At 67.1% G+C, this 26,414-nt stretch carries 17 protein-coding genes and 1 pseudogene; 15 read left to right on the top strand and 3 right to left on the bottom strand.

Translation table 11 applies throughout. From position 1 onward, the window contains the following. Positions 1 to 7: 7 nt before the first annotated feature. The 6 genes from ACOZHM_RS01105 to ACOZHM_RS01080 all read left to right on the top strand — a co-directional run bounded on the left by ACOZHM_RS01105 (position 8) and on the right by ACOZHM_RS01080 (position 8,857). Entirely contained in the window at positions 8 to 766 is a 759-nt protein-coding gene (locus tag ACOZHM_RS01105; RefSeq protein ID WP_421567080.1) for a SapC family protein, read from the top strand. Between the two features lie 3 nt (positions 767 to 769). Beyond that, positions 770 to 1,789: a cupin-like domain-containing protein gene (locus ACOZHM_RS01100; protein ID WP_421567078.1), complete on the top strand. Its 1,020-nt coding sequence runs from the start codon at positions 770 to 772 to the stop codon at positions 1,787 to 1,789. Between the two features lie 13 nt (positions 1,790 to 1,802). Further along, complete coding sequence (locus ACOZHM_RS01095; protein ID WP_421567077.1) at positions 1,803 to 3,332, top strand: tryptophan halogenase family protein; 1,530 nt, start codon at positions 1,803 to 1,805, stop codon at positions 3,330 to 3,332. A gap of 64 nt (positions 3,333 to 3,396) precedes the next feature. Next, entirely contained in the window at positions 3,397 to 4,890 is a 1,494-nt protein-coding gene (gene xylB, locus ACOZHM_RS01090) for a xylulokinase (protein WP_421567075.1), read from the top strand. Positions 4,891 to 4,934: 44 nt separating this feature from the next. Then, entirely contained in the window at positions 4,935 to 6,269 is a 1,335-nt protein-coding gene (xylA, locus tag ACOZHM_RS01085) for a xylose isomerase (RefSeq protein ID WP_421567074.1), read from the top strand. A 14-nt stretch (positions 6,270 to 6,283) separates the two neighbouring features. Beyond that, positions 6,284 to 8,857 (top strand): glycoside hydrolase family 3 protein, encoded by a 2,574-nt coding sequence (locus tag ACOZHM_RS01080; RefSeq protein WP_421567073.1) that lies wholly within the window; start codon positions 6,284 to 6,286, stop codon positions 8,855 to 8,857. A gap of 17 nt (positions 8,858 to 8,874) precedes the next feature. Here ACOZHM_RS01080 and ACOZHM_RS01075 read toward each other — a convergent pair whose 3' ends face one another. Continuing rightward, the gene (locus ACOZHM_RS01075) at positions 8,875 to 9,930 is read right to left on the bottom strand and encodes a LacI family DNA-binding transcriptional regulator (RefSeq protein ID WP_421567071.1); all 1,056 of its coding nucleotides are present in this window, start codon (positions 9,928 to 9,930) and stop codon (positions 8,875 to 8,877) included. A gap of 111 nt (positions 9,931 to 10,041) precedes the next feature. On the opposite strand from ACOZHM_RS01075, the gene ACOZHM_RS01070 reads away from it, so the two are divergent. The 7 genes and pseudogenes from ACOZHM_RS01070 (at position 10,042) to ACOZHM_RS01040 (ending at position 21,902) form a co-directional block, all read left to right on the top strand. Then, the gene (locus ACOZHM_RS01070; RefSeq protein ID WP_421567069.1) at positions 10,042 to 12,255 is read left to right on the top strand and encodes an alpha-glucuronidase family glycosyl hydrolase; all 2,214 of its coding nucleotides are present in this window, start codon (positions 10,042 to 10,044) and stop codon (positions 12,253 to 12,255) included. Further along, positions 12,252 to 14,225 (top strand): sialate O-acetylesterase, encoded by a 1,974-nt coding sequence (locus ACOZHM_RS01065; protein ID WP_421567067.1) that lies wholly within the window; start codon positions 12,252 to 12,254, stop codon positions 14,223 to 14,225. The genes ACOZHM_RS01070 and ACOZHM_RS01065 overlap by 4 nt, the downstream gene beginning before the upstream one ends. Further along, entirely contained in the window at positions 14,225 to 15,913 is a 1,689-nt protein-coding gene (locus ACOZHM_RS01060; protein WP_421567065.1) for a glycoside hydrolase family 43 protein, read from the top strand. Before ACOZHM_RS01065 ends, ACOZHM_RS01060 begins: the two co-directional genes overlap by 1 nt. Before the next feature lie 29 nt (positions 15,914 to 15,942). Further along, complete coding sequence (locus ACOZHM_RS01055; RefSeq protein ID WP_421567466.1) at positions 15,943 to 18,597, top strand: glycoside hydrolase family 3 C-terminal domain-containing protein; 2,655 nt, start codon at positions 15,943 to 15,945, stop codon at positions 18,595 to 18,597. A gap of 10 nt (positions 18,598 to 18,607) precedes the next feature. Next, positions 18,608 to 20,080: pseudogene (locus ACOZHM_RS01050) on the top strand (MFS transporter); the annotation flags it as partial. After that, a complete protein-coding gene (locus ACOZHM_RS01045) occupies positions 20,054 to 21,070 on the top strand; it encodes a glycoside hydrolase family 43 protein (protein ID WP_421567465.1) in 1,017 nt (338 codons plus the stop codon). The pseudogene ACOZHM_RS01050 and the gene ACOZHM_RS01045, both read left to right, overlap by 27 nt. Continuing rightward, positions 21,060 to 21,902 carry an aldose 1-epimerase gene (locus ACOZHM_RS01040; RefSeq protein WP_421567063.1) on the top strand — a complete coding sequence of 281 codons (843 nt, stop codon included), beginning with the start codon at positions 21,060 to 21,062 and terminating at the stop codon, positions 21,900 to 21,902. Before ACOZHM_RS01045 ends, ACOZHM_RS01040 begins: the two co-directional genes overlap by 11 nt. Positions 21,903 to 21,987: 85 nt before the next feature. On the opposite strand, the gene ACOZHM_RS01035 is transcribed toward ACOZHM_RS01040, so the two are convergent. Then, entirely contained in the window at positions 21,988 to 22,755 is a 768-nt protein-coding gene (locus tag ACOZHM_RS01035) for a hypothetical protein (RefSeq protein ID WP_421567061.1), read from the bottom strand. 142 nt (positions 22,756 to 22,897) lie between these two features. Between ACOZHM_RS01035 and ACOZHM_RS01030 the strand changes: the two genes are divergently transcribed. Further along, entirely contained in the window at positions 22,898 to 23,329 is a 432-nt protein-coding gene (locus ACOZHM_RS01030) for a hypothetical protein (protein ID WP_421567059.1), read from the top strand. A gap of 103 nt (positions 23,330 to 23,432) precedes the next feature. Here the strand turns inward: ACOZHM_RS01030 and ACOZHM_RS01025 are convergent, their stop codons facing one another. Then, positions 23,433 to 23,960, bottom strand: a complete 528-nt coding sequence (locus ACOZHM_RS01025; RefSeq protein ID WP_421567057.1) for a DUF6622 family protein — start codon at positions 23,958 to 23,960, stop codon at positions 23,433 to 23,435. A gap of 162 nt (positions 23,961 to 24,122) precedes the next feature. Between ACOZHM_RS01025 and ACOZHM_RS01020 the strand changes: the two genes are divergently transcribed. Next, a complete protein-coding gene (locus tag ACOZHM_RS01020; RefSeq protein ID WP_421567055.1) occupies positions 24,123 to 26,060 on the top strand; it encodes a hypothetical protein in 1,938 nt (645 codons plus the stop codon). Positions 26,061 to 26,414 lie beyond the last annotated feature (354 nt).

The raw sequence follows: 26,414 nt of genomic DNA, 5'->3' as shown, positions 1-26,414 counted from the left end.
ACTACACATGCCGCGTTACGAAATGCTCAACAACATTGCCCACCGGGAGCTGCGTGTAGCGACCGGTTTCGGGCCCGAATTTGGCGACGCGGTCGGCATGGTGCCGGCCTACCCGAGCGAGTACGCCGAGCTGCAGCGGGAATACCCGATCTTCCTGCGCAAGGACACCGCCTCGGGCGAGTGGCAGTCGGTGGTGCTGCTGGGGTTCGAGCAGCACGAGAACCTGTACCTGCAGGACGGCCGCTGGAATGCGTCCTATCTGCCCGGGGCAGCGGCCAAGGGGCCGTTCCTGATCGGGTTCCAGGAACATCGCATCGATGGCGCGCTCACACAGGAAGCGGTGCTGCACGTGGACCTCGACCACCCGCGCGTAAATACCTCGCAGGGTGAGCCGGTGTTCCTGCCGCAGGGCGGCAACAGCGCGTACCTGGACCATATCGCAACCGTGTTGCGTGGCATCCACGACGGCCATGCCTTTGGCGCCGAGATGTTTGCCATGCTCGACACGAAAGGACTGATTCAACCGGTCACGCTCGACGTGCAGCTCGACCCGCAGAATCGGGTCAACGTCAACGGCCTGCACGCCATCGACCGCGACCGCCTGGCCCAGCTGGACGGTACGGCGCTGGCCGAACTCAACCGCGCCGGCTACCTGGAAGGCGCGTACCTGATGCTGGCCTCGCTGCACAACATGCGGCGGCTGATCGCCGAGAAACAGCGTCGGCTGCGCACGCAGGATGCCGCCATGGCCGCGGGCAGGAACTGAGCGATGCTCGACGGCGTTGCCATGCGCACACTCGAAGGCCTGCAGCCCGATGCGCTGCCGCTGGAGGCGCTGGTCGCCGCCGGTGAGCCGGTGGTGCTGCGTGGCATTGCACGGGACTGGGCGCTGGTGCAGGCCAGCCTGCGCTCCACGCAGGAGGCGCTGGGTTACCTGCGCGGATTCGACGCCGGCGTGCCGGTGCAGTATTCCTTCGGCGGCCCGGAGATCGCCGGGCGTCCGTTCTACAACGATGACTTCACCCAGTTGAACTTTGAAGTGCGGCGCGGGCTGCTGAGCCAGGTGCTGGACGAGATTGGCGACACCCTCGAGGCCGCCCGGCCGCCCACCTACTATGTCGCCTCGCTGCTGATCGAGCGTGCGTTGCCCGGCTTCGCCCAGGCCAACGACGCCGGGCTGGCGGGGCAGGGCATCGATGCCTCGGCCAGCATCTGGATCGGCAACCGCGTCACCGCCTCCTGCCATTACGACACGCCGGACAACCTGGCGTGCTGCGCCGTGGGCCGGCGGAAGTTCACCCTGTTTCCGCCGGAGCAGATCGACAACCTCTACCCGGGCCCGCTGGAACCCACCCCGGGCGGTCAGGTGGTCAGCGTGGTGGATTTCGATCAGCCGGATTTCGACCGCCATCCGCGCTTCCGTGACGCGCTGGCCAGCGCACAGACCGCCGTGCTGGAGCCCGGCGACGCCATTTTCATTCCCAGCATGTGGTGGCACCACGTACGCAGCCTGGAACCGTTCAACGTGCTGGTGAACTACTGGTGGCGCAGTGTGCCCAGCTTCCTGTCCTCACCGCTGCCGGCACTGCAGCATGCGATGTGGGCGCTGCGCGACCTGCCTGCGCGCGAGAAGCAGGCCTGGGCAAAGATCTTCGAGTACTACGTGTTCGGTCCCGGCGAGCGCGCAGGGCAGCACCTGCCCGACGCCGCCCGGGGTGAGCTTGCACCGTTCGACGAGACGCAGGCGCGCCGCACGCGCGCGCAGCTGCTCAGTCGACTCAACCGCTGATGGGAGCATCGCATTGAACGCTGCGAACACGACAGAAGGGCGCATCCGCAAAGTGGTCATCGCCGGCGGTGGCACCGCAGGCTGGCTGGCTGGCTGCGCGTTGTCGCACCAGTTCCGCGACCAGCTGGACATCACCCTGGTAGAGTCCGAACAGATCGGCACCGTCGGCGTGGGCGAGTCCACCGTGCCGCCCATCCGCACCTTTCACCGCTACCTGCAGATCGATGAGCAGGAGTTCATGCAGGCCGTGGCCGGCACGTTCAAGCTCTCGATCTCGTTCGAGAACTGGCGTCGCCCGGGCGAGCGCTTCATCCATCCCTTCGGCACCATCGGGCAGAACACCTGGGCCACGCCGTTCCATCATTTCTGGCTGGACAGCCTGCGCCGTGGCATGCCCTCGGACCTGGGCGACTTCTGCCTGGAAAGCGTGGCCTCACGCGGCGACCAGTTCTCGCTGCACACCCAGCCGCAGGTCAACTACGCCTACCACTTCGACGCCAGTCTCTACGCGAAATTCCTGCGCCGCCGCGCGGAGGCGCAGGGCCTGCGCCGGGTGGAAGGCAAGATCCGCGAAGTACGGCAGCATGCCCACGACGGCTCCGTTGCGGCGCTGGTGCTGGAAGACGGCCAGGTGCTCGAGGGCGACCTGTTCATCGACTGCACCGGCTTCCGCGGCCTGTTGACCGAGCAGACCCTGAACACCGGCTACGAAGGCTGGAACGAATGGCTGCCCAGTGACCGCGCGGTTGCCGTGCAGACCGAATCGGTCAAGCCACCGGTGCCGTACACCCGCGCCATCGCGCACGAGGCGGGCTGGCGTTGGCATATCGCCCTGCAGCACCGGGTCGGCTGCGGGCTGGTGTTCTCCAGCCGGCACATGTCCGACGACGAGGCGCAGGCCAAGCTGCTGCGCGACGTCGAAGGCGAGCCGCTGCGCGATCCCTGGCTGGTGCCGTTCCGCAGCGGGCGCCGGTTGAAGGCCTGGAACAAGAACGTGGTGGCGCTGGGGCTGGCCAGTGGCTTCATCGAGCCGCTGGAATCGACCAGCATCCACCTCACGATCAGCGCCGTGGTGCGCCTGATCCAGCTGTTCCCGTTCGATGGCATCAGCCCGACGCTGGTGGACCTGTACAACGATGTCAGCCGCCAGGAAATGGAGCACGTGCGCGACTTCATCATCCTGCATTACCACGCCACCCAGCGCGACGAGCCGATGTGGAAGGCCTGCCGCGAGATGGAACTGCCCGAATCGCTGGCGGTGCGTCTGCGCGCCTGGCGCGAACGCGCCCATGCCTGGCAGGACCCGGGCGAGCTGTTCCGGGTGGATTCCTGGACCAGCGTGCTGATGGGGCAGGGCATCCAGCCGGGGCCGCCGCACCCGTTGGCACGCGCCATCAGCGATGCCGACCTGCGCACGCTGCTGGCGCGGATCCAGCAGCCGGTGCAGCAGGCGGTGGCGACCATGCCGTCGCAGGCGGACTTCATCGCGCGCTACTGCAAGGCTGCACCGGAAGTGTGGCAACGGGGCATGGCCGTCGCTTAGCGGGAAACCGCTTTGTCGCATGAAATTGGTAGCGCTACCTTTCAGAAACTACGGGGTGCAAGGGATGGAGCTGGTTGCCGGAATCGATGCAGGTACGCAGAGCCTGAAAGTGCTGGTCTACGACCCGGCCAAGCGCAGCGTGGTGGCCAGCACCAGCGCGCCGCTCGAACTGGACAGCGGTGCCGATGGCAGCCGCGAGCAACGCCCGGCGGATTGGGTGGCCGCGCTGCACGCCTGCTTTGCGGCGATTCCGGCCAACGTGCGATCACGGATCGCGTCGCTGGCCGTCTCGGGCCAGCAGCACGGCTTCGTGCCCGTGGATGCGGCAGGGGAGGTTCTGGCACCGGCCAAGCTGTGGTGCGACACCAGCACCTCGGCCGAATGCGTGCAGATCATGGACGCGGCAGGTGGCACGGCGCAGACCATCGCACTGGGCGGCAACCCGATCCTGAGCGGCTACACCGCCTCCAAGCTGCCGTGGACGAAAACGCACCGGCCGGACGCGTATGCACGGCTTGCCACCATCCTGCTGCCGCACGACTACCTCAACTTCGTGCTGACCGGCGAACGTTTCTGCGAGTACGGGGATGCCTCCGGCACCGGCTGGCTGGACGTGCGCACCCGCACCTGGTCGCCCGAGCTGCTGCGCGCCACCGACCCGGACCGCGACCTTGCCGCCTGCCTGCCGCCCATCGCAGCGCCCGACGCCTTGTTCGACATCGCCCCTGCCGCAGCGAAGGCGTTCGGCCTGCCGGCGAGCGTCAAGGTGGCCGTCGGTGGCGGCGACAACATGATGGCGGCCATCGGCACCGGCTGCGTGGCACCGGGGCGCCTGGCGATGAGCCTGGGCACCTCGGGCACGCTGTTCGCCTATTCCGATACGCCCGTGGTGGACCCGGACGGCGCATGGGCCGCGTTCTGCTCGTCCACCGGCGGCTGGCTGCCGTTGATCTGCACCATGAACTGCACCGTGGTGACCGAACAGGTGGCCGACGCCTTCGACTTCAGCACCCGCTTCGGCGATGGGCACCTGCGCACCACGCCGCCCGGTGCGGACGGCCTGGTGATGCTGCCGTTCCTCAACGGCGAGCGCACGCCGGACCTGCCGCACGGGAAAGGCGTCCTCGCCGGGTTGGACACCACCAACATGACACCGGCGCACTTGTACCGCGCGGCCATGGAAGGGGCCACCTACAGCCTGAAGTACGGCTACGACGCCTTCGTGCGCGCCGGCATGCAGTTCGACCGCATCGTGCTCACCGGCGGCGGCAGCAACAGCGCCGCATGGCGCCAACTGGTCGCCGATGTGTTCGGGCTGCCGGTGGACGTGCCCACCCAGTCCGAAGGCGCGGCATTCGGTGCGGCCCTGCAGGCACTGTGGGCGCTGGGCCATGCACGCGGTGATGCCGACAGCATCGCCGACATCGCCAACCGCCACGTGGCGCTCGATCCGCAGCTGGCGGCGCGCCCAGAACCGACGCGCACTGCGGCCTATGCCGAAGCCTACGCCCGCTACCTGCGCTTTCTCGACGCCATCACGCCGCTGCAGCGCGGCTGATTTCCCGCTACGCAACACCCCGCACAACGAAAGGACCCTGCACCATGAGCACACAGCCCTTCATCGGCGCCAAGGAATTCTTCCCCGGCATCGGCCGCATCCCCTTCGAAGGACGGGGCTCGGACAACCCGCTCGCGTTCAAGGTCTATGACGCGAACAAGGTCATCGGCGGCAAGACCATGCAGGAGCACATGCGCTTCGCGGTCTGTTACTGGCACACCTTCTGCAACGCCGGGCACGACCCGTTCGGCCCGGGCACCCGCCACTTCCCGTGGGAAGCCGGTTCGCCGATAGCCACGGCCGAAGCCAAGGTGGACGCCGCGTTCGAGTTCTTCACCAAGCTGGGCGTGCCGTACTGGTGCTTCCACGACATCGACCTTTCGCCGGATGCCGACGATGTCGGCGTGTACGAAAAGAACCTCAAGCACATGGTCGGCCTGGCCAAGGAACGGCAGGACGCCACCGGCATGAAGCTGTTGTGGGGCACCGCCAACCTGTTCTCGCACCCGCGCTACATGAACGGTGCGTCCACCAATCCCGATTTCGCCGTGGTGGCGCGTGCCGCCGTGCAGGTGAAGGCCGCACTGGAAGCCACGGTGGAACTGGGCGGCGAACATTACGTGTTCTGGGGCGGCCGCGAAGGCTACGCCTCGCTGGTGAACACCCAGATGAAGCGCGAGGTCGACCACTTCGCCCGCTTCCTCACCATGGCGCGCGACTACGGCCGCAGCATCGGCCTGAAGGGCAACTTCCTGATCGAGCCCAAGCCGATGGAGCCGATGAAGCACCAGTACGACTTCGACAGCGCCACGGTGGCCGGCTTCCTGAAAGAGCATGGCCTGCACAAGGACTTCAAGCTCAACATCGAGGCGAACCACGCCACGCTCGCGGGCCACACCTTCGAGCACGACCTGCAGGTCGCCTCGGACCACGGCCTGCTGGGCAGCATCGACGCCAACCGCGGCAATGGCGAGAACGGCTGGGATACCGACCAGTTCCCGACCGACCTGTACGACACCGTGGGCGCCATGCTGGTGGTGCTGCGCCAGGGCGGCCTGGAAGGCGGCCTGAACTTCGACGCCAAGGTGCGCCGCGAATCCACCGACCTGGAAGACCTGTTCATTGCCCATATCGGTGGCATGGACGCCTTTGCGCGCGGCCTGGAAGTGGCCCACGGCCTGCTCAACGAATCGCCCTGGGAACAGTGGCGCAAGGAGCGTTACGCCAGCTTCGACAGCGGCGCGGGCAGGGACTTCGAACAGGGCGCACTGAGCCTGAGCGAGCTGGCCGCACTCGGCGCGAAGGGCGGCGAGCCGAAGCAGATCAGCGGCAAGCAGGAGCGTTACGAAAACCTGCTCAACCAGTACCTGCTGCGCTGAGCCCACCGCCAAGGATGAGCACCATGACGAACTACCACGCCACGCGCCGCACCGGGTTCCTGCTGGCCACGCTGCTGCTTGCGCTCGCCGCCTGCAAGGGCGACGACACGCCGGCCGCCCCGACCCCAGCCGAGTCCAAGGCCGACGCCAACCCCTGGCCCCAGGTGACCTGGCCGTTGCCCGACGACCCGGTGCTGGAAAAGCGCATCACCGACCTGATGGCCACCATGACGGTGGAGGAAAAGGTCGGCCAGCTGGTGCAGGGCGACATCGCCAGCATCACGCCGGACGACGTGCGCAAGTATCGGCTGGGCTCCATCCTTGCCGGCGGCAATTCCGACCCCGGTGGCCACTATGATGCCGCGCCGGCGAAATGGCTGGCGCTGGCCGATGCATTCTACGAAGCGTCCATGGACACTTCGCAGGGTGGCAAGGCAATCCCCGTGCTGTTCGGCATCGACGCGGTGCACGGGCAGAGCAACATCGTCGGCGCCACGCTGTTCCCGCACAACATCGGGCTGGGCGCGGCGCGCAACCCGGACCTGGTGCGGCGGATCGGGGAGATCACCGCGCTGGAAACCCGCGCCACCGGCATGGAGTGGGCGTTCGCGCCCACAGTGGCGGTACCGCAGGATGACCGCTGGGGGCGCACCTACGAGGGCTATTCCGAATCGCCCGAGGTGGTGGCCAGCTACGCCGGCGCGGTGGTGGAGGGCCTGCAGGGCAAAGTCGGCTCGCCCACCTTCCTCGACGGCCGCCATGTGATCGCCTCGGTGAAGCACTTCCTGGGCGATGGCGGCACCCATGATGGCAAGGACCAGGGCGATACGCGGATCAGCGAAGCCGAGCTGGTGCGCATCCATGCGGCCGGCTATCCGACTGCGATCGCGGCGGGCGCGCAGACCGTCATGGCCTCGTTCAACAGCGTCAACGGCGAGAAGATGCACGGCCACAAGGCGTACCTGACCGACGCGTTGAAGGGCCGCATGAACTTCGGCGGCTTCGTGGTGGGCGACTGGAACGGCCACGGCCAGGTCAAGGGCTGCACCACCACCGACTGCCCGGCCACCATCAACGCCGGCCTGGACATGGCCATGGCCTCGGACAGCTGGAAGGGCTTCTACGAAACCACGCTGGCCGCCGCGAAGGCCGGCACCATCTCCCAGGAACGCCTGGACGATGCGGTGCGCCGGATCCTGCGGGTCAAGATGCGCCTGAACCTGTTCGAGGCGGGCAAGCCGTCGTCGCGCGCGGTCGGTGGCCAGTTCGCGCTCATCGGCGCACCGGAGCACCGGGCCGTTGCCCGCCAGGCCGTGCGCGAATCGCTGGTGCTGCTGAAGAACCAGGGCGGCGTGCTGCCGCTGGCGCCGAAGCAACGCATCCTGGTGGCCGGTGACGGGGCCAACGATGTCGGCAAGCAGGCCGGCGGCTGGACGCTGAACTGGCAGGGCACCGGCACCACCCGCAAGGACTTCCCGAACGCGGACACCATCTTCGAAGGCTTCGCGCAGCAGGCCAAGGCGGCAGGCGGTGAAGCAGTGCTGGCCGTGGACGGCAAGTACACGACCAAGCCGGATGTGGCCGTGGTGGTGTTCGGCGAGAACCCGTATGCCGAATTCCAGGGCGACCTGGCGACGTTGGCATACAAGCCGGGCGACGAGTCCGATCTTGCCTTGATCAAGCGGCTGAAGGCCGATGGCATTCCCGTGGTTGCCGTGTTCCTGAGCGGCCGGCCGCTGTGGGTGAACCGCGAGATCAACGCCGCCGATGCGTTCGTGGCCGCGTGGCTGCCGGGTTCGGAAGGTGGTGGTATTGCTGACGTGCTGCTGCGCACCCCCGACGGCAGCGTGCAGCACGACTTCAAGGGGAAACTGAGCTTCAGCTGGCCGCGCACGGCGGTGCAGTACGCCAACAACGTGGGTCAGAAAGACTACGACCCGCAGTTCGCGTTCGGCTTCGGCCTGACCTACGCCGACAACGGCGACCTGGCCGCACTGCCGGAAGTCTCGGGCGTGACCGGCAACGAAGGCGCCGCCGGTGTGTTCTTCGCCCGCGGCGATGCCGGTTCCGGCATGGCCCTGCGCCTGGAAGACGCCACGGGGCAGGGCGTGACCGTCACCAAAGTGCCGGAGGCGCTCAACGGCGACCTGCTGAAGGTCACCGGCGTGGACCACCTGGTGCAGGAAGACGCGCGCCGCCTGGCGTGGTCGGGCAAGGGCGAGGCCACCGTCGCGGTGCAGTCGCACGTGCCGCTGGACCTGCAGCGCGAGAGCAATGGCGACCTGATGCTGCTGACCACGCTGCGGGTGGACGCTGCGCCCAAGGGCGAGGCGTGGCTTGCGGTGGGTTGTGGTGCCGGCTGCACCGCCCGGGTTCCGGTGGGGCCTGCACTGGCCAAGCTGCCGGTGGGGCAGTGGAAGCGCGTGGGCGTGCCGTTGAAGTGCCTGGCAGCGGCAGGCGCCGATGTCGGCAAGCTGGACCGCCCCTGGTCGCTGGGTAGCGCAGGCGCGATGACGGTTTCGGTGTCACGCGTCGCGCTGGGCGCCTTGAACGAAGCGGAAGCCACCGTCGCGTGCCCCGGCAAGTGACGCTGCCTGCTGCGCCATCACCGCCTGGGCGGGTGCGCGACCGAGTCGCGCATCACCAGCCCATGCGGCAACACGTGGTCCGTCAGGACGCGCGTGTCGTCGCCTCTATGGCGGATGGTACGCAGCAGGATATCGATGGCCGCGTCGGCCATCTCGGCGATGGGTTGATGCAGCGTGGTGAGCTCGGGCCACACGGTGGTAGCGGCGGAGGTGTCATCGAAGCCCACCACCGACAGGTCGCGGGGAACGTCGAGGCCGCGTCGGTGGGCGACCGAGATCGCCGCGGCGGCCATGTCGTCGTTGCTGGCGAAGATCGCGGTGGGCGGCCGGGGGTGAGCGAGCAGCAGCTCGGCCGCCGCCAGCCCCGAGCGGTAGGTGTAGTCGCCCTGCTGGACCAGGCCGGGTTCGACCTCCAGGCCGGCGTCGTGCAGGGCGGTGACAAAGCCATCGTAGCGGCGCGCGCTCGCACTGAGGTCGTTGCGCCCGCGGATGAAGCCGATGCGGGTATGGCCCTGCTGGATCAGATGTTCAGTCATCTCCTTGCCGGCATGGAAGTCGTCGATGCGCACGCAGGAGACGTCGTCGCGCAGGTGACCCGACGCGATGGCAACCACCGGGATGCCGGCCTTGACCAGCTCGGTCACGGCCACCGGCGATTCGCACAGTGGCGGCGGCAGAATGACGCCGTCCACGCGACCGTTCAACGCACGTGCGGCCTTGCGCTCGGCGGCGGCATCCAGGTTGTCCCAGTAGTGGATGACCAGCTGGATGGCCGCATTGGACGCGCCACGCAGCAGGCCGACCAGCAGCTCGCGCAGGTACGCGCCGCTGGGATTGGTGTAGATCAGTGCAATGCGCGTGTGCTGCGCGGCGGCCAGCGTGCTCGCGGCCAGGTTGGGCGTATAGCCCAGCGCCTTCACCGCGCGCATCACGCGCTCGCGGGTGTCATCGCGCACCTTGCCCTGGTTGATCGCCCGCGACACGGTCATCGGCGATACGCCAGCCAGCGCCGCCACCTCGTCGATCGTCACGCCACTGGTTTTGCGGCGGACCGATTTCTTCGGTTTGTTCAATACGCGCTCCCGTTCTTCGTCGTGACGCTGCTGCATCCAGCGCACCGCCCGAGCTTACAAGGTTTGCGGCCGACGCTGCGGATGCGTCCGCGTGTCGAGCGGTGTCATTGGATGTTGGCCGCCGCGCTGGCGTTGATGGCCTGTACCCCCAGCGTGCGCGCGGAGGATGGGTATGCTCTGTGGATGCGCTACGTCCCGCTCGAACCCGCACTCGCGGCGCAGTACCTCACGCCACTGGGCGGGGTGGTCGCCCCAGACAAGACGCCCATGCAGCACGTTGCACGCGAAGAGCTTTCGCGTGGCCTGACCGGGCTGTTGGGACGCGCCCCCGGGCTGCACGCCACGCCGGCCGGCAATCACGCCGTGGTCCTGGGCACCCCGCAGTCGTCAGCGTTGATCGCACCGTTCCGTGAGGAGATCGAATCGCTCGGTGACGAGGGCTACCTGCTCAAGGCGACGCGGATAAAGGGGCGCGACGTACTGCTGGTGGCCGCGCGCCACGACATCGGCGTGCTGTACGGCGTGTTCCATCTGCTGCGCCTGCTGCAGACGGGCGCCTCACTGAACGGCCTTGCCGTGCGCGAATCGCCAACGCTGCGCCTGCGCGTGCTCGATCACTGGGACAACCTGGACGGCTATGTCGAGCGCGGCTATGCCGGGCGCTCACTGTGGGATTGGCAGACGCTGCCGGAATGGCGCGACCCACGCTACACGGACTACGCCCGCGCCAGCGCCTCGCTGGGTATCAACGGCACCGTGCTGAACAACGTGAATGCCAGCGCGCAGAGCTTGGCGCCGGCGTACCTGGACAAGGCGGCGGCACTGGCGGATATATTCCGGCCCTTCGGCATCCGCGTGTACCTGAGCGCACGCTTCAGCGCCCCCATCGAACTGGGTGGACTGAAGACCGCCGATCCACTCGACCCGAACGTTCAGCGCTGGTGGCGCGACAAGGCCGATGAGATCTACGCGCGCATTCCGGATTTCGGCGGCTTCCTGGTCAAGGCCAATTCGGAAGGCCAGCCCGGCCCACAGGACTACGGCCGCACCCATGCCGACGGCGCCAACCTGCTGGCCGACGCGCTGGCACCGCACGGCGGCGTGGTGATGTGGCGCGCGTTCGTCTACGCGCACGACGTACCCGCCGACCGCGCCACGCAGGCGTACACCGAATTCGTCGGCCTGGATGGCGAATTCCGCTCCAACGTGGTGCTGCAGGTGAAGAACGGGCCCATCGACTTCCAGCCCCGTGAGCCGTTCCATCCGTTGTTCGGAGCCATGCCGCGCACGCCGCTGATGATGGAAGTGCAGATCACCAAGGAGTATCTCGGCTTCGCCTCGCACCTGGTCTACCTGGGGCCGCTGTACGAGGAAGTACTGAAGGCCAATACGCAGCGCCCACACGGCGCCACCGTGGCGCAGTCGCTGACCGGCATGGCCGGCGTCGCCAACATCGGCACCGACCGCACCTGGAGTGGCTCGCATTTCGACCAGGCCAACTGGTACGCCTTCGGGCGCCTCGCCTGGAATCCATCGCAGTCCGCCCGCGACATCGCGGCGGACTGGGCGGCGATGACGTTCTCGCCGGACCCGAAGGTCGTGCAGCCCATCGTCGGCATGATGATGGCCTCGCGCGAGGCGGCCGTGAATTACATGACCCCGCTGGGACTGCATCACTTGATGGCACGCGGGCACCACTACGGGCCAGGCCCTTGGGTCGACGGCGGCCCCCGCGCGGACTGGACCTCCGTGTACTACCACCGCGCCGACCGCAACGGCATCGGCTTCGACCGAACGGCGCAGGGCAGCAACGCCGTGGCCCAATACGCTCCCGAAGTAGCTGCAGTGTACGGCGACCTGTCCAAAGTGCCAGAGCCGCTGCTGCTCTGGTTCCACCACGTGCCATGGGATCACCGCATGGCCTCAGGGCGTCCGTTATGGGACGAACTGATAGGTCGGTATTCGCAGGGCGTGCGCGATGTACAAGCCATGCAAGCCACCTGGGCAACCCTGGCCCCAACGGCTCCCCCCGCGGTAGAGCGGGGCTCTGCCCCGCTGCGCAATCCCGCCGCGCCCGTGGCACCCACCGCCGTAGAGCGGGGCTCTGCCCCGCTGCCGCACACTGTGGACGCCCAACGCCACGAACAGATCGCGGCCTTCCTCAACATCCAACTCCGCGAAGCGCAATGGTGGCGCGACGCCAGCGTCGCGTACTTCCAGTCCATCAGCGGCCGGCCGTTACCGCCGGGCGAAGCCGCACCCGCGCATCCCTTGTCGTACTACGAAGCACTGCAATTCCCTTCCGCACCAGGAGACGGGCGATGAGCAGGTCAGGCTGGCTATTGGCAGCGGTTCTACTGGGCTGGGTCTCGCCGTCACTGGCCCAACAATCCGTGACGCCCCTGTTGCACCCGCTGTTCCAGGACCACGCCGTCCTGCAGCGCGACCAACCGATCGCGATCTGGGGCCGTGCCGAGCCCGGCGCTACAGTCTCCGTAGCCTTCGCACGCCAAGCCGTCAGCACCGAGGCGGATGCAGACGGCCGCTGGCGCACGACCCTGCAACCCATCGCGGCAGGTGGCCCCTACGTCCTTAACGTGCGGGCAGGGCAGTCCACCCAGACCGTACAGGACGTGCAGGTGGGCGACGTGTGGCTGTGTTCCGGCCAATCGAACATGGAGTTGCCGGTACGCCGCGCGCTCGACGCAGACAGTGAAATCGCATCGGCTACGCATCCGGACATCCGCCTGTTCACCGTGCCGAAGGCCGCAGCCGTCGCGCCGCAGAACGGCTTCTCCAGCTCCGTGTCATGGAACCCTGCGTCACCGGACACCGTGCGCGACTTCTCCGCCGCCTGCTACTACTTCGCGCGCGAGCTGCAGAAGACCGTCAACGTGCCGATGGGGCTCATCCAGTCGGCATGGGGCGGCTCGCGGATCGAGGCATGGACCAGCGCCGATGGCCTGCGTGCGCAGGGCGGCATGGACGAGGCACTGGACGTGTTGGCGCTTTATTCCAGCGATCCTGCGGCGGCGAACGCGCAATGGGGGACGCACTGGGAGCAGTGGTGGATGCAGCGCGAGGGGGCCACCGCCGGCGATGAACCCTGGCAGCCCGGCGCAGCCCCCACGGGATGGAGCGTCGCACCGGCCCAGCTGGGGGCGTGGGAGCACTGGGGCATCCCGGCGCTGTCCGCGTACAACGGCATGGTCTGGTACCGCACGCAGGTGACGCTGACCGCTGCACAGGCCGGGCAGGGGGCGCGACTCGAGCTGGGGCCCGCCGATGAAACCGACGTGACCTGGGTCAATGGCGTGGCCGTGGGCAGCCAGAACGCGCCGGGCGATGCGCGGTCGTACCGGCTGCCGCCCGGACTGCTGAAGGCCGGCACCAACACCGTGGTCGTCAACGTGCTGGACACCTGGGGCGACGGCGGACTGGCCGGCCCCGCAAGCGCACACGCGGTGCAATTGGACGATGGCACGCGGATCGTTCTGGACGCCCACTGGCAGTACCGGCCAGCACCCGGTGACCAGGCGCCGCCGCTGGCACCGTGGCAGTCGGCCACGGGCCTGTCGACGCTGTACAACGGCATGATCGCGCGGCTCGGAAACTATGGCCTGCGCGGCATGCTCTGGTACCAGGGCGAATCCAACACCGGGGACGGTCCGGCGTACGCGGCGAAGCTGCGCAGCCTGCGCGACGACTGGCGCAGCCGGTTTGGCACGCAGATGCCGCTGCTGGTCGTGCAGCTGGCTGGCTACGGCCAGCCACCCGTGGCGCCGGCGGAAAGTGGTTGGGCACACGTGCGCGAGGCGCAGCGTCGCGTCGCGGCGGAAGACCCGCATACCGGTCTGGCGCTGGCCATCGACATCGGCGATGCCTACGACATCCATCCGCCGAACAAACAGGAACTCGGCCGGCGTCTGGCGCGCGTGGCGCGGCAGGTGGTGTATGGCGAACAGGCAGTCGCAGCCTCCGGCCCGACCCCAGGTCGCGTATCCCGCACGTCGGTCGAGGTGCGAATCGCGTTCGACGGCGTCACGGAAGCACTGGTCGCCACGGGTGCGAACGGTCCTATCGGCTTTGAGCTGTGCGATGCCGAGGCGAAGCACTGCGCCTACGCCGACGCCACCCTGGAGGGCCACGCGGTAGTGCTGAACAGCCTGCGGGCCGCAACGGCCGCACGTGTCCGCTACTGCTGGGCCGACGGCCCGGTCTGCACCCTGCGCGACAGCAGTGGGGCACCTGCCGGACCGTTCGAACTCTCCCTCACCGAAGCAGGGGCCCCGTGATGCGACTGCTGCTTGCCACGTTACTTCTGTTTTCCGCCGCATGGCCGGTGCAGGCGGCCACACCCGCGCCACCGGTTTACTTCGACTGGTTCGAATACGCCGGAAACGATGCGGCCTTTGACACTGCGCTGCCTGCAGGGCACTACCGCAACCCCGTATTGGCCGGGTTCCATGCAGACCCGAGCATCGTCGCCGCCAACGGCAAGTTCTACCTGGTCAACTCCAGCTTCACCTACTTCCCGGGCATCCCGGTGTTCGAGAGCGTGGACCTGGTGCACTGGAAGCAGATCGGCAACGTGATTGACCGCCCGTCGCAGTTGAATTTCGATGGCCTGAGCGTGTCACGCGGCATCTTCGCACCCGCCATCTCGTTCCACGACGGCATGTTCTATGTGGTCACCACGGCGGTCGACAGCGGCGGCAACTTCATCGCCACCGCGCGTGATCCGGCGGGACCGTGGTCGGACCCGCACTGGCTGCCCAGCATCGACGGCATCGATCCGTCGCTGTTCTTCGACACCGATGGCCGCGTCTACCTGCTCAACAACGATGTGCCGCCGGGGGCACCACGCTACGAAGGGCACCGTGCGATCTGGATGCAGCAGATCGATCTGGCCGCGTTCAAGCCGGTAGGTCCGCGCAAGGTACTGATCGATGGCGGCGTGGAGCCGGCCAAGAACCCGATCTGGATCGAGGGGCCGCACCTCTACCAGCGCGGTGGCTGGTATTACCTTTCCGATGCCGAGGGCGGCACCGGGCCGCAACACTCCCAGGTGGTCCTGCGTAGCCGCGACGTATGGGGGCCGTATATCCCCTATGCGGGAAATCCGATTCTCACCCAGCGCGACCTGCCCAATGACAGGCCGTTGCCGGTCACCAATGCCGGCCACGCCGACCTGGTGGAAGGCCCGGACGGTTCCTGGTGGGCGGTATTCCTGGCCAGCCGCAACTACGACACGCGCCACTACAACACCGGGCGGGAAACCTACCTGCTGCCGGTGCAATGGCGCGATGGCTGGCCGGTGATCCTGCCAGCCGGCCAACCCATTCCGTATAGGGCCAAGGCGCCTGCGTGGATGCAAGGCGACGCGGCGCAGGCGCCGTCCACCGGCAACTTCGTCGTACGCGACAACTTCGATGCACTGGCGCTCGGCAACGAATGGCTGCGTGTGCGCGTTCCGAAACAGGCATGGGCGGATCTGCGCGCGCGTCCGGGCTCCCTGGCGGTGCATCCGCTGCCGGAGCACCTGGACACGCTGCGCAATCCCGCCTTCCTCGGCCGGCGCCAGCAGCACCTGCGTTTCGAGGCCAGCACGCAGATGACGCGCCCGGCGTCGGGCGTGGCGGCAGGGTTGGCGGCGTTCCAGAACGAGGCCTATTGGTACTTCGTTGGCGTACGCAGCGCGGGGAAGAATCGTGTGGCAGTGTTCCTCGAAGGGCGCGACGGCAGCGGAGTGACCAAGGTGCTGGCCACCAAGGAGCTGGACGCATCCGAGTCCTTGCGCCTGAAAATCACCGGCGACGAGGGCAAGTATGCGTTCGCGTTCGACAGCGGCGACGGGCAAGGCTGGCAGACCCTCGCCGATGACGTGGACGGAACGGTATTGAGTACGGATCGTGCAGGCGGCTTTGTCGGCGCTCTGCTGGGACCATTCGCGCGCGATGAGCGTGCCTTGAGGAGCAACTGATGACGCGCAGGCCCCGGCTCTCCAGCCCGATGTTCCGCACGCTGGCGCTGTGCGCCGCGATCACCCTGGCCACCGTCGGCAACGCCGCCGAACCGCAGCCGTGGCTGGACACCTCGGCCAGCTTCGAAACGCGGGCGGCGGCGCTGGTCGCGCAGATGACGCTGGAGGAGAAGGCCGCGCAGATGCAGAACGCCGCGCCCGCCATCGAGCGGCTGGGCGTTCCGGCCTACGACTGGTGGAACGAGGGCCTGCACGGCGTCGCGCGGGCAGGGCAGGCCACCGTGTTCCCGCAGGCCATTGGCCTGGCCGCCACCTTCGACGTGCCGTTGATGGGGCAGGTGGCCACCACCATCAGCGACGAGGCGCGTGCCAAGCACCACCAGTTCCTGCGCGAGGGCTCGCACGAGCGCTATCAGGGACTCACCTTCTGGTCGCCCAACATCAACATCTTCCGTGACCCGCGTTGGGGCCGGGGCCAGGAAACCTACGGCGAGGACCCGTACCTCACCGCGCGCATGGGCGTGGCCTTCGTGCACGGCCTGCAGGGCGATGACCCGATGTACCGCAAGCTGGACGCCACCGCCAAACACCTGGCCGTGCACAGCGGCCCGGAGGCCGACCGCCACCACTTCGATGCACGGCCCAGCAAGCGCGACCTGTATGACACCTACCTGCCGGCCTTCGAGGCGCTGGTGAAGGAGGGCCAGGTGGACGCGGTCATGGGCGCCTACAACCGGGTATATGGCGAGTCCGCCAGCGCCAGCCACTTCCTGCTGCGCGACGTGCTGCGACGTGACTGGGGCTTCAAGGGCTACGTCGTGTCCGACTGCTGGGCCATCGTCGATATCTGGAAGCATCACAAAATCGTGCCCACCCGCGAAGCCGCCGCCGCCCTGGCGGTCAAGAACGGCACCGAACTGGAGTGCGGCCAGGAATACGCCACGCTGCCGGCCGCCGTGAAGCAGGGGCTGATCAGCGAAGCGGAGATCGACGATGCGGTCACCCGCCTGTTTACCGCCCGCATGCGGCTGGGCATGTTCGACCCGCCCGAGCGCGTGAAGTGGGCGCGGATACCGGCGTCGGTGAACCAGGCGCCGGCGCATGACGCGCTGGCCCAGAAGGCCGCGCAGGAATCGCTGGTGCTGCTGAAGAACGATGGCGTGCTGCCGCTGCCACGCACGCTCAAGCGCATTGCCGTGGTCGGCCCGACCGCCGACGACACCATGGCGCTACTCGGCAACTACTTCGGCACGCCGGCCGCACCGGTCACCATCCTGCAGGGCATCCGCGACGCGGCCAAGGGTGTGGAGGTGCGTTATGCGCGCGGTGTGGACTTGGTGGAAGGGCGCGACGACCCCAGTGCGACGCCGCTGATCGAACCGACCTACCTGCGTCCTTCGGCCGATTCCCCGGAACGCGGCCTGCGCGGCGAATACTTCCGCACGGCCGATCTATCCGGCACGCCGGCGCTGGTGCGCACCGATGCCCAGATCGGGTTCCGCTGGGACCGGGGCTCCCCCACCGACAACCTGCTGGCCCGTGGCGAGGCGGCACCGGGGCAGGGCATTCCGGCCGATGGGTTCAGCATCCGCTGGAGTGGCCAGTTGCTGCCGCCGGTATCGGGCCGCTACCGCATCGAAGCCGCCGCAGATGATGGCTTCCGCCTTTACGTGGACGGCAAGCGCGTGCTGGACCAGTGGGCCAACGCCGACCGCCTGCACGGCGATGGCGTAGAGCTGGACCTGCAGGCAGGCCGGGCCTACGACATCAAGCTCGAGTACTACGATGCCGAGCGCGACGCAGGCGTGCGGCTGGGCTGGCGCATGCCCGGTGCCAAGCCGCCGTTCGAGGAGGCCCTCGACGCCGCCCGCAGCGCGGATGTGGTGGTGTTCGTCGGCGGGCTCACCGGCGATGTCGAAGGCGAGGAAATGAAGGTCAATTATCCCGGCTTCGCCGGCGGCGACCGCACCGACCTGCGCCTGCCGGCCCCGCAGCGTGCCCTGCTGGAGGCGCTGCACGCCACCGGCAAGCCGGTGGTGATGGTGCTCACCGGCGGCTCGGCGCTGGCGGTGGAGTGGGCCGAGGACACGCTGCCTGCGATTCTCATGAGCTGGTACCCCGGCCAGCGCGGCGGCACCGCCGTGGGCGAGGCGCTGTTCGGCGACACTAATCCCGGCGGGCGGTTGCCGGTCACGTTCTACAAAGCGGATCAGACAATGCCGGCATTCGACGATTACACGATGGAAGGCCGCACCTACCGCTACTTCCGGGACAAGCCGTTGTATCCGTTCGGGCATGGGCTGTCGTACACCACATTCGACTATGGCAAGCTCCGCCTCGATGCGCCGCGCATCGCCGCAGACGGGCGCCTCAAGGCAACGGTGGACGTGGCCAACACCGGCAAACGCGCAGGCGACGAAGTGGTGCAGCTGTACGTGCGCCGGCTGGACGCGGCGCCGGGCGATGCACTGCAGGCACTGCACGGTTTCCAGCGTGTACACCTGGCACCGGGCGAGCGGCGCACCGTGGCCTTCGATCTGGATGCGAAGCAGGCGCTGCGCCAGTACGACGAAGCGAAGGCGGCGTATACCGTGCCGTCGGGCGCGTATGAGGTCAGGGTAGGGAGCTCCAGCGCGGACGTCCGCGCAACCGCCGGGTTCACCGTGGAGGCTGCCCGTGACTGATTCCCGCCGGATGGAAGGCACGGAACACACCTTGTCGGTCCGCGAGAAGCTGGGCTACAGCCTGGGCGACCTGGCCGCGAACCTGATCTTCCAGACGTTGATCACCTACCTGGCGTTCTTCTACACCGATGTGTACCGGCTGCCGCCGGCCACCGCAGCGACGATCATCTTCGTGGTCGGCCTGCTGGGCGCCTTCGTGTTCACCCCGCTGATCGGCATTGCCGCCGACCGCACCGCCACCCGCTGGGGCAAGTTCCGGCCGTGGATCCTGTGGACGGCGATTCCGTTCGGCGTGCTGTCGCTGCTTGCCTTCAGCACCCCGGACCTGGGCGACCACGGCAAGATCGTCTACGCCCTGACCACCTACGGCCTGCTGATGCTGGTGTACGCGGCCAACAACCTGCCGTACTCCGCGCTCAGCGGCGTGCTTACCGGCAGCATGGCCCAGCGAAACAGCCTTTCGGCCTACCGCTTCGTGGCGGTGATGATCGCGCAGTTCATCATCCAGGTCCTGCTGTTGCCGCTGGTGCTGATCCTGGGCGACGGCGACCGCGTGCTGGGCTTCGAGCGGGTGATGACGGTGTTCGCCGTAGTGGGCACGGTGTTCTTCCTGATCACCTTCGCCACCACGCGCGAGCGCATCGTGCCGGCCAAGGAGCAGACCGGTGGGGTGCTGCAGGATCTTTCCGACCTGGTGCGCAACCGGCCGTGGAAGGTGATGCTGGCCCTGACGATCCTGGTCTTCATCAACCTGGCCCTGAAGGGCGGCACCTACATCTACTACTTTCAGTACTACATGAGCGAGGCCGCCTTGGCCGGCTTCCTCGACAGTACCGGCTTCAATCGCTTCATCGGGGGGCTGAACGCCACGCTCAACGGGATGGGGCTTTCCGGCTTCGCGTGGCCGGAGGACCCTGCAACATCGGCCTTCAGCCTGTTCAACGCCTGCGGCATCATCTGCATGATCCTCGGCATCGGCGTGTCACGCCGGCTGGCCGACCGCTTCGGCAAGCGCGATGTGTTTGGCGGCGCGCTGCTGGTCTCCACCGTGTTCCTGCTGGTGTTCTACTTCTTCCCGCCCACCGCCGTGGCGGTGGCATTCGTTTCCTTCATGCTGCACGGCTTCTTCTACGGCATCACCATCCCCTTGCTGTGGGCGATGATCGCCGACGTCGCCGACTACTCCGAATGGAAGAACAACCGGCGCGCCACCGCCATCATCTTCTCCGCGATGCTCTGTGGGCTGAAGATCGGGCTCAGCGTGGGGGGTGCGCTGGTCGCCGGCATTCTCGCGTACTACGGCTACCAAGCCGGCGCAGACCAACAGCCCGAGGGCGTGGTCAACGGCATCCGCCTGACCGTGAGCGTCTACTGCTCCCTGCCGTTCCTGGTGGCGGTGGCGATGCTCTTCCTCTACAAGATCGACAAACGCATGGAAAATCGCATCGAGCAGGACCTGCTGCAGCGTCGGCAAGGAAATGACCTTGGCCACCTCGCCGCACACGCCATCTCCCAGCCGCTGGTGAGCCACATCTTCACCGCAGATCCGTCGGCCCACGTGTTTGAGGGGAAGCTGTACATCTATCCCTCCCACGACATCGACGCCGGCACGCCGTTCGACGATGAGGGCGGGCACTTTGGCATGGAGGACTATCACGTACTGCGCATGGACCGCCCCGACGGCGAGGCCACCGACTGCGGCATGGCGTTGCATGTGCGTGACGTGCCCTGGGCGGCAAAGCAGATGTGGGCACCGGACGCGGCCCACCGCGACGGCCGCTACTACCTGTATTTCCCGGCCAAGGACGCGCAGGGCATATTCCGCATCGGCGTCGCCGTAGCCGATCGCCCCGAGGGTCCGTTCACCGCCGACCCCGAGCCGATGGCGGGCACCTACTCGATCGACCCGGCCGTCTTCGAGGACGACGACGGCGCGCATTACCTCTACTTCGGCGGCATCTGGGGCGGTCAGCTGCAGAAGTATCGTGAGAACCGCTACGACGCCGCACACGAGGAGCCCACCGGAGCCGCACCCGCGCTTGGGCCGCGCGTCGGCCGGCTGGAGGCGGGCATGACCCGGTTGGCGGAGCCCACCCGCGAGGTGGTCATCCTGGACGAGCACGGGCAGCCGCTGCGCGCCGACGACCATGAGCGCCGGTTCTTCGAGGGGCCTTGGCTGCACAAGTACAACGGCCGGCACTACCTCTCGTACTCCACCGGCAACACGCACCTGCTGTGCTACGCCATCGGCGACAGCCCGTATGGGCCGTTCACCTATGCGGGCGTCATCCTCAAGCCCGTGGTGGGCTGGACCACGCACCACTCCATCTGCGCGTTCGAGGGGCAGTGGTATCTGTTCTATCACGACTCCCTGTTGTCGGGCGGAGTGACCCACCTGCGGTCGGTCAAGTGCACGCCGCTGCACATCGAAGCGGACGGCAGCATTCGGACCATCGATCCCTATGGCAACTGACAGCGCGTTGCCCATCGACGACGCGCAGGCGCCACTGCCTGCTGGCCGCCTGTACTGGTTGCGGGCGGGCAGGCTGGAGGTCGCGCTTGCCCCCGAGGCGGGCGGACGGATCGCCCAGATCCGCTACGACGGGGCGGAGTGGCTGGTGGACGAACAAGCGGGTGGGGCGGCCACCATCGCGTGGGGCTGCTACCCGATGGTGCCGTGGGCCGGGCGCATCCGGCACGGACGTTTCAGTTTCGATGGCAAGACGTACGCATTGCCAACGAACTTCGGCGAACACGCCATCCACGGCGTGGGCTTCGCGCTTCCCTGGAAGATCGACAGCCTCGATACGGACAGCGCCACGCTGTCATTGAAGCTCCCTGAGGACGGCTACTGGCCCTTCGGTGGCAAGGCAACGCAGCACATCCAACTAACGCCGCACGGCCTGGTGCTACGCCTCGCCGTGCAGGCCGGCACCCAGCCGATGCCGGCCGTGCTCGGCTGGCACCCGTGGTTCCGCAAGCCGGATGAGTTGCTGTTCGCGCCCGAAGTCATGTATCCGCGCGACGAGGAGGGCATAGCCAAATTGCCACTGGTGAGCGCATCAGCCGGTCCATGGGACGACTGCTTCATCAACCAGAAAGACATAACCCTGCTGTGCGCCGGACAGCGCCTACGGCTGCGAGCCAACACCAACCACTGGGTGGTCTACGATGCTGCCCCACACGCCACCTGCGTAGAACCCCAAACCGGCCCGCCAGACGGCTTCACCCTGGCACCAAACAGGATGGAAGCAGGCGAACGACTGGAACTGGCCTTCGAACTCGAGTGGAACACGGCCCGGTAGGGTTGGTTCCCAAGCAACCGCCGATAACGGTGATCGGCACGGCAACGCATGACCAGCATCGATGAGGCGCACGGCTGCCGAAGAATCAACCTACAACCTGCCCACCCTTGACCACCGACTTTGCCCGCTCAAGCCAACGCGCATTATGGTCCCGCGCAAACCGCGACCAGCGCTTCGAATCCTCAACAATGCTGGCAAACAACGCCCGGGCCCGCTGTTGGTCATCGGCATCCTGTTGCGCCAGCAACCACTCCCCAAACCGGCACCGCGCAGCCGCCTCGTTGCCACACTCAACCGCGCGCTCGAATGCCGCACGCGTCCCCGGCGCATTGCCCGCCGCCAACGCTTCCGCATACAACAGCGTCGGCTGCGGCTTCCGGCGGGTGTCAGGATGGCGTGTAAACATGCCCTCCAGCGCCTCCACCGCAAGCGCAGCATCCCCCGACTCAAGGCGGGCCTGCGCAAGCCCAAGCAGGATATGCGGCTCATCACCCAGCGGCGAGCTGGCCGCCTTCTCAAAAAGCGGGCGCGCTTCCTGGACATGGCCGGATTCCAGCAGCACCGTCGCCAGGCGCACCCGGTTCTGCAGGGTGGGCGTGTGCTCCAGCTCGGCCCGCGCGTTGCGCAGTTCCTGCCCAGGGTTGATCAGCTGATTTGCCGCGCGAAGGGTGCGGCGCGCCCCGCGCGAATGGCGGATCTCAGGGAAGTAGATTGCGAGGAAGTAGACAACGCTCCCCAGCAGCGGGAACGAGAAGAGAAGGATCAGCCAGTACAGGCTCTGCCCGGAGCGGATGGCATGCACCGCAAAGAATATGGCGGCGAGCACATGGAGTCCGATTCCGATGAAAGGCATTTCATTCCACCACGTCCTTTGGGGAACCGAACTATAGGGTTTCTTCGGGCACTGGGGAACACCCCAAGGGCGGGTAGGGGATGGGCTATCCTGAGCGTCCTGCCAACCACAGCGGCGACCAGCCCGCGCGGGCGATGGAACAATGAACATCTTTACCCATCCACCCAGCCGCCCCTATCGGAATCTGTTCGTCGCCGCCCTGGGTGGGGTGCCCGCAGGAAGCCTGGTGGTTTCGCTGTACATCGCCCTGTTCGAATCCAGCTCGCTCGCGCAGGCGTTTACGATTGTCGCTGATGCTCTGCCTGTCTCATTTCTAGGTTACGTCGTCATGGCGCCACTGCTACTGCTGTACGGGTTTCCTGCACTGTGGCTCACACTGAGGTTTCGCCTTGCTGGCCCGGCCATTGCGCTCGCAATCGCCATGTTGCCGGCTCTGTGTATCTTAGTCAGCGAGGGCGCAGGCGACGACGCCATCTCATGGTTGCCACTGGCCATATCCTTGGCCACGGGCGTTGCATTTGTAGCCATGGCCTATCGGGGCGCTGCCCAACCGCATCAGTTTCGGATGGGGTAGGGTCGCTTCCCAAACGACCGCCGATAACGGCGATTGGCCGGCATACAGGAGCCCAGCCGGCATGCAGCAGTGCGGCAGGCACAACCGGATCCAACCATGCGCCTCAGCCTGACACCTGCAGATCATTGCCCGGCGTCGCACGGCGCCACGCGGCCAGGTAGCGCAGGTACTTGCCGATGAAGATGCCGGTGAATCCGCCCGACAGCAGCAGATAGGCAGCGCGGAAACCAATATCCCCAGCAAGGGTAGGCGACATCGCAAGCGCGGATTCAAACCCGTACTTCACCGCGAACGTCACCAGCAACAGTGGCAGCAGGCTGTAGTCCGCGCCGCGCCACAGCTTCCCGGTTGCACGGTTGGGAGTGAGCGTCGAACGACGCAGCAGCATCCAGCCGATGCCTGCCCCCACCGCGATACCGACCAGCCAGAGCGCCCACGCCTGCCAGGAAGCGCCGTAGCGGGCACTGATCGACCACAGGCCCCACGCGGTGAACAGCGCAGGCACGACGGCCAGCCTCCCCAACGAGACTTCACCCGGCTTCATGGCCGCCACACCGCGCGTGATCAGGAAGACCAGAAGCGCCCAGACCCAGAGGGGGGTGTGCGAAACGAAGAGCTGCAGCATGTTCATGGAACGTCCTTGGCGTGTGGTGGGTGCCGGCCGTACAGCGCCGTGCGGGAATGGGGTAATTCTCTCTTTGCGCCGAAACGGAACAAGTGACAGCTGTCAGCCATCGGGGAGTACAGGTTGCCGGCTACCATAGGCCGCCCACCAGACGCTCAAGATCACCGGATGACGAAGCACGACAAGGACGCCCTGCAGCGGCTCGGCGCCAGCAGCGCCGGAACCGCCAGATGTCACCCGCCCATCGCCCGGGCGGCGCTCCTGGCACTCGCCCTCGGTATCGCGCCGGCATGGGCGGAAGAACCCCAGGCATTTATCCTGCAGGCCAGCGGATTCGACAGCGCCGTGGTGGCCAACGATCAAGGCCGGCTGATTCAGGCGTGGCCTGGCCGACCACAACAGATCGCGCCTGACCGATGGCTCGCCGTGGATTACGACACAAGCAGTAGTGTGTGGTTCGATGACAAGGGCCGGGTTTCCTTGCGGGGCCCGTATGTCGAGCTCCGATCCGACGCGCCGTTTGAGCGCCACCCGGCCGACCCGGACCCAACTCCACTGTTCAGCACCTGGTCCAAGGCGGGCACCGGCCTGTTGCGGGCTGATGGAAGCACCTTCGTCGACTGGCAGCCCGGCAGCGGCGAGTGGGCCATCACGCCGCACCCCCAACGTTACAGCTGGCGCTCACGGGAGGCCGGCGAACGCATCTTCGATGCGCGCGGGCAGCTGCGCATGCAGCTCGCCATGGGTGAACTCCGGGCAGCGGGCCCGTTCCCGGGCCTCGCGCAATATCTCGTCTGCGACCTCGAGCCGGGCACACCCTGCGCATTGCGCGATGAAACAGGCAACACCCTGTGGACCGAGCGCATCGACAACCTTCTGCCGCTCGACAACGGCGGTTGGCTTGGGCTGCAGGGCAGAGCGTGGCGCAGACTGGATGCGCGCGGGCAACTGACCGGTGATCGCACGCTTATCTACCTGGTGGGCTACTCATCGCCGCGGTCGCGCAGCCTCGCCTCTGAGGACCTTGGTAGCTGGCCACGCTGGGCGACGGAATATCGTGTCATCCGTGAAGATGCCGAGGGCATCTTCGCAAGCGAAGCCGACGCCGTGGGCGGCCTCATGTACCCGGATGGGCGCTTCTTGGCAATCGCAGGCGCGACCAAAGGCGAGGAGGTCTGCCCAGGTATCTGGCGCACGACCATGGGCGACGCCGGTGACAAGCTGGTTGATGCGGGTGGCAAGGTGCTCGGGCCATTCTCGGCGTACGCGTGGAAAGAGGTGGACGGGCGTCCCGAGCTGAGGCAGGCGATTGCGGAAGACGGGCAGGAAACCCTGGTGGACTGCAGAGGAAAGCTGCTGGTTCAAACGCCGCCGCTGAGTCGCCTGAGCGCAGAGGCCACCGGTTTCTTCGGCACGCTGGCCGATGAATCACAGCCACGGCTGTGGCTCGACGCCAGCCTCGGCCAGCACCTGCTGCCAAAGGGCACCTGGATCGACCAGGTCAGCGCCGATGGCGCGTTGCTCCTCGTGCGCAGCGACGAGGAGGGGGTTCGCCTGTATGACGTAGAGCGACAGCGCTTCGTGGGCGAGACCATCAGATATGCAGAGGCGTTGCTGCCTGGTGGCGTCGTATTCCTGCGCGATGGCTACTACGGTTTCATGGATGCAGATGGAATCGAACGGCTGCCGGCTCGCTACACCGCGATCACCCCTTGGGGAGAGGATCGTCTGTGGACGTCGCGCTACCTCGCCGATGACGCGCCGGGCAGGGTTGCAGCCCTGCATCGCATGGATGGTTCGGTCATCGCCAGCTGGCTCAACGCCTCCATGAACGACAGCCACGCGCTGCGAAGCCTCCCCAATCAAGGATCGCTGACGGAGCTGATCGGTCCCACCTTCGAGCGGGCAGACGGGGAGTACCTTGGCCAGCAATGGGTAGATCGCAACGGGCGAACGCTGTTCCTGGCGCTTCATTGCGAACGCGGTTCTAGAGAGACCGAAGGCGCTGTGATCGAACCGCTTACAGGGCCCGCGCGACGCCAGGGCAGCGATTGCAGGATCACGGATGACATCCGAGCCGCAATGGCCGCGACGCCTGCCGACTGACACCGACGCGACGGGCAAACGGCAGGGTAGGGTCGCTTCCCGAACGACGACGTGCATGGATGCACAAGTGGTGCGGCCGCAGGACGCGGAGGAGCACCGCCGCCGATAATGGCAATCGGCACGGTGACGCGTTACCTCAAATCGAAACGCGCCGCCTGCGTTTGAGGTCATGCCATAAAGGGGTAATCACCACCCCGGCAGTTGATTGGGATGCAACCCAACCATCGAATGTTCCGGCGCCTATCGGCGGGCTGCCGGCAGATGCGCGACGCCTCAACAACGTGCACAATCGCCCCGGGACCGGGCATGACGCCGGGTAAACTCCGTGTAATGTCCGGGGGTCAGCACGGAGCA

The sequence above is a fragment of the Stenotrophomonas sp. PD6 genome, from assembly GCF_049199305.1.
Taxonomy (GTDB): domain Bacteria; phylum Pseudomonadota; class Gammaproteobacteria; order Xanthomonadales; family Xanthomonadaceae; genus Stenotrophomonas.
Note: the sequence above shows the minus strand (reverse complement) of the source record. Positions and strands in the feature narration are given on the sequence as shown.